At 72.6% G+C, this 4,755-nt stretch carries 3 protein-coding genes; 1 reads left to right on the top strand and 2 read right to left on the bottom strand.

The window, feature by feature from the left end; genetic code table 11:
- Positions 1 to 191: 191 nt before the first annotated feature.
- Complete coding sequence (locus tag CCN29_RS26815) at positions 192 to 1,430, bottom strand: GH12 family glycosyl hydrolase domain-containing protein (RefSeq protein ID WP_442538503.1); 1,239 nt, start codon at positions 1,428 to 1,430, stop codon at positions 192 to 194.
- A 258-nt stretch (positions 1,431 to 1,688) separates the two neighbouring features.
- Positions 1,689 to 2,711 carry a LacI family DNA-binding transcriptional regulator gene (locus CCN29_RS26820; protein WP_039985943.1) on the bottom strand — a complete coding sequence of 341 codons (1,023 nt, stop codon included), beginning with the start codon at positions 2,709 to 2,711 and terminating at the stop codon, positions 1,689 to 1,691.
- Positions 2,712 to 3,008: 297 nt separating this feature from the next.
- Here CCN29_RS26820 and CCN29_RS26825 point away from each other — a divergent pair.
- Positions 3,009 to 4,755 (top strand): beta-L-arabinofuranosidase domain-containing protein (locus CCN29_RS26825; protein WP_086685110.1); only part of this gene is annotated, 1,747 nt, incomplete at its 3' end.

Genomic DNA, 4,755 nt, shown 5'->3' on the forward strand with positions numbered 1-4,755 from the left:
GATCTGGGGACCCCCGGGTGGAGGATGAGGGGCGGCGGCGGCCGCGGCTCACAGGCCGCCCCCGTCACGGGACGCACAGGGCGTGCGGGGCGTGCGTGGCCCGCCCGTCGGCCCGGCGAGGGAGAGGGCGGACCCGGAAGCGAGGGGTCGCGGCGGGATGCACCCCGCCGCGGCCCTCAGCCCTCAGCCCCTCACGCCGTGCGGCAGGCAGTCCCGTTCAGCTGGAAGCCGCCCGGCTGCGCGAAGCTCCCGCTGTACGTGCCCTGGAACCCGAAGCTCTGGCTGCCGCCCGCGGCGATCCGCGCACTGCCGGCCGCCGCGGTGGCCGTGACCGCGCCGGAGGAGGGGCTGACGGTCGCGTTCCAGGCCTGCACGACGTTCTGCCCCGAGGGCAGGGTGAAGGCGAGCCGCCAGCCGTCCACCGGGGCCGAGCCGTTGTTGGTCACCGTGACGTTCGCGGTGAAGCCGCCCGGCCACACGTTCGTCGCGTACGCCACCGTGCAGGCGGACGGGGTGCCCGGCTCGTCCGGGTTCTGCGTGCCGCCCGTGTTGACGGTCGACGAGAAGGAGTTGACCGCGAGGCCCGCGCCGTTCTGCCACGGCTCGAAACCGGCCTGGATGCTCGTCAGGTACCAGTCGTTGCCCGCCTTTCCGCGGGCGACGGTCTCCCGGACGAAGTCCATCACGTCGAAGCTCCAGCTGCTGATCGCAGACGGCGCGACGAAGGACAGCACGTCGTTGGTGCCGTTCCCGCCGGACCAGACCTCCCAGGTGCGCCCGGCCACGTTGGCCGTGCCGACCTGCGAGCCGATCGGCTGGATCGGCCCCACCCGGTTGAACCAGATCATGATCTCGGTCCGGTTCACCCCGTCGGTGCGGGGCGTCGGGTCCAGCCAGATGTCGTACGAGGCGTTGTACACGGCGTTGTCGACATAGCTGTACGAAATGCTGCTCGGCGCGGAGGAGATGCCGCCGATGCGCGCGGGGAGCGCCGTGCCCGGCGAACAGTTCGTGTAGTGGCAGCCGTTGAAGACCGACGGGTACGACTTCGGCGCGCCGTTGGTCGGCACCGAGCCGTCGGCCTGGCTGACGCGGAAGCCGGAGTTCGTGGCGGTGACGCACTGGGTGGCGCTGGTGCCCCAGCGGTTGTTCTGGACGACGTAGCGGCCCTGGATGACCGTCGACCCGAACTCCTCGCAGATCGTGGTGTCGGCCTGGGCGGGCACGGTCGCGGTCAGCAGCGCGGCGAGCGCGGCGAGCGCGGTGAGGAGCGCCGCCGACACGGCGCGCAAGGTACGCGTCGCCGACACGACGCGCCGGGTACGCGCCGCCGACACGGCGCGCAAGGTACGCGTCGCCGACACGACGCGCCGGGTACGCGCCGCCGACACGGCGCGCAGGGTGCGGGAGTGGTGCCGTAACCGTGGCATGTGGGGGACCTCTCGGCAGGTGGGGGTGCGGGATACCGGCGGGAGCGCTCCCGCCTCCCCATTGATGGGAGCGCTCCCAATGGTGTTCCGGGACGGGACTGTAGAAGGCGTCCATGTCCCTGACAACCCTGTGCGCGCCAACCCGTCGAATGTCTTTCGAAGCCGCAGGTCAGCGAGATGATCCACTTGGCCTCGGACGACGGGAGCGCTCCCGAAACTTTCGACGCCCGACGGGGCGCCACGGGATTCCGCCCCGGGTCAGGCGGAGCCGCGCAGCACCAGTTCCGTACGGTGGATGACGTGCCGCCAGGCCGCCGACGGCTCCTCCATCTCCTCCAGGAGCAGCCGCACCATCGTGTGCCCGATCTCCTCCAGCGGCTGACGGACCGTCGTCAGTTGCGGATCGGTGTGCTGGGCGAGCGGGAAGTCGTCGAACCCGATCACCGCCACGTCGTCCGGCACCCGCCGGCCCGCCGCCCGGAGCGCTCCCAGCGCGCCCACGGCCATCGTGTCCGACGCGGCGAACACCCCGTCGATCTCCGGCGCCCGCTCGATGAGTTCGGCCATCGCCCGGTGCCCGCTGTCCGCCGAGAAGTCACCCTGGACGGTCCAGGACTCCCGCGCCTCGACGCCGGCCCGCTCCATCGCCTCCCGGTAGCCGCGCAGCCGGCACTGGGCCACGTACATGTCCGGCGGCCCCGTGATGGTCGCGATCGCGCGCCGGCCGGTGCCCAGCAGATGCGACACGGCGGCCCGCGCCCCTCCGACGTTGTCCGCGTCGACGTAGGTCACGCTCTCGTCGCCCGACCGCCGTCCCAACAGCACGGTGGGCAGGCCCACGTCGGCCAGCATGTCGGGCAGCGGGTCCGTCGCGTGCACGGACATCAGCATCACGCCGTCCACCCGGCCGCCGCGCGCGTACTCCACGAGCCGCTGCCGCTCGGCGTCCGTGCGCACCAGGGTGAGCAGCAACTGCACCTCGGTCTCGGTGAGGGCGTCCCCGACGGACCGTACGATCTCGGAGAAGAAGGGCTCGCCGAACTGCCGCCAGTCGGGCTCCGTCATGACCAGCGCGACCGCGTCGGCGCGCCGCCCGGCCAGCGTGCGGGCGGCCAGATTGGGGACGTACCCCAGCTCGGCGATGGCGCGCTGCACGGCACGGCGGGTCGTGTCCTTCACCCCCGCCGCGTTGTTGATGACGCGGGAGACGGTGCCCCGCCCCACACCGGCGAGCGCCGCCACCTCCTCGAGCGTCGGTGAACCCGGACGCCGCCTGAGCATGACCACCCCCACGAGATCACTCGATCCTACGGCCCCAGTCATGCCCGTATCGGCCGTTCCCGCAACCCGCCCGCCGCGCACGGCCGTTCACTCCTCGCGCCCGCCGCACACGGTGTGCCCGGACCGCACCCCGCGCCCGTCGCACCCGACGTGTCCGGACCCTGGACAGCGGCCCCGGCGCCGTGCTCTCATCCGGACTGGGCCTTACAACGTTGTGAAGACCGAACGGCGAGCCACCCGCCCGTCCCGCGCACCCCCGCCGCGGGACCACGGACGACGATGAACAGGAGCCCGCGCATGCCTGTCACCAGACGCACTCTCCTCGGGGCCTCGGCCGCGGGTCTCGGCGCGGCCGCACTCGGCGGCCCCCTCACCCGCCGCGCGTCGGCCGTGCCCCCGGAGGCCGTCGCCGGCCCCCTCCCGGACGCCTTCCGCAGACTCCCCGCCGGCAGCGTCACCCCGCGCGGCTGGCTGGCCGGCCAACTGCGGCTCCAGCTCGACGGACTGTGCGGCCGCTACAAGGAGATCTCCCACTTCCTCGACTTCGACACCACCGGCTGGGTCCACCCCGAGCGGCCCGGCTGGGAGGAACTGCCGTACTGGCTGCGCGGATACGTGCCGCTCGCCGTGGCCACCGGCGACACCGCCGCCCTCGCGAACGCGCGCCGCTGGATCGACGCGATCCTCGCCACCCAGCAGCCCGACGGCTTCTTCGGACCGCGCGCCCTGCGCACCTCCCTCGGCGGCGGACCCGACTTCTGGCCGTTCCTCCCGCTGCTCCAAGCTCTGCGCACGCACGAGGAGTTCACGGGCGACGAGCGCATCGTGCCCTTCCTCCTGAGGTTCCTGCGTTTCATGAACGCCCAGGGGCCCGGCGCGTTCGACACCAGCTGGATCTCCTACCGCTGGGGCGACGGACTGGACATCGCCGTCTGGCTGTACCGCCGCACGGGGGAGACCTTCCTCCTGGACCTGGCCGCCACGATGCACACCCTGGGGGCCGACTGGACCGGCCCGACACCCTCACGCCACAACGTCAACATCGCCCAGGGCTTCCGCGAACCCGCCCAGTACGCGCAGGTGACCGGATCCGCCGACCTGACCCGCGCCACCTACCGCGCCTACGACACCGTCATGGCCGAGTACGGCCGGTTCCCCGGCGGCGGCATGGCCGGCGACGAGAACTACCGCCCCGGCTTCACCGACCCCCGCCAGGGCTTCGAGACCTGCGGCGTCGTCGAGTTCATGGCCTCCCACGAACTCCTCACCCGCATCACCGGCGACCCGGTCTGGGCGGACCGCTGCGAGGACCTGGCCTTCAACATGCTCCCCGCCTCACTCGACCCCCTGGGCCGGGCGATCCACTACATCACCAGCGCCAACGGCGTCGACCTGGACAACCGCACCAAGACACAGGGCCAGTTCCAGAACGGCTTCGCCATGCAGGCCTACCACGCGGGCGTCGACCAGTACCGCTGCTGCCCCCACAACTACGGCATGGGCTGGCCCTACTTCACCGAGGAACTGTGGCTCGCCAGTGACGACGGAGGCCTGGCCGCCGCGATGTACGCGCCCAGCACGGTCCGCGCCCAGGTTGCCGGCGGCACCACGGTGACCGTCACCGAGGACACCGGCTACCCGTTCACCGACACCGTCCGCCTCACCGTCTCCACCCCGCGCCCGGTGCGCTTCCCGCTGCGGCTGCGTGTACCCGGCTGGTGCCGCGCACCCGAACTCCGCGTCGCCGGACGGCCGGTGAACGCCCCGCAGGGGCCGGGCTGGGCGACCGTGACCCGCACCTGGCGCGACGGCGACGTGGTCACCCTGCGCCTGCCGCAGCGCACCGAGGTGCGCCCGCTGCCGGACCAGCACGGCGCCGTGACCGTCCAGCACGGGCCACTGACCTACTCCCTGAAGATCGGTGAACGGTACGACCGTTACGCGGGCGACGACACCTTCCCCGCCTACGAGGTGCACGCCACGACACCCTGGAACTACGGCCTCGCCCCGCTGCCCGCACCGGAGTTCACCCGCACCCCCGGCC

This window comes from Streptomyces pseudogriseolus, from assembly GCA_002154585.1.
GTDB classification, from domain to species: Bacteria; Actinomycetota; Actinomycetes; order Streptomycetales; family Streptomycetaceae; genus Streptomyces; species Streptomyces pseudogriseolus.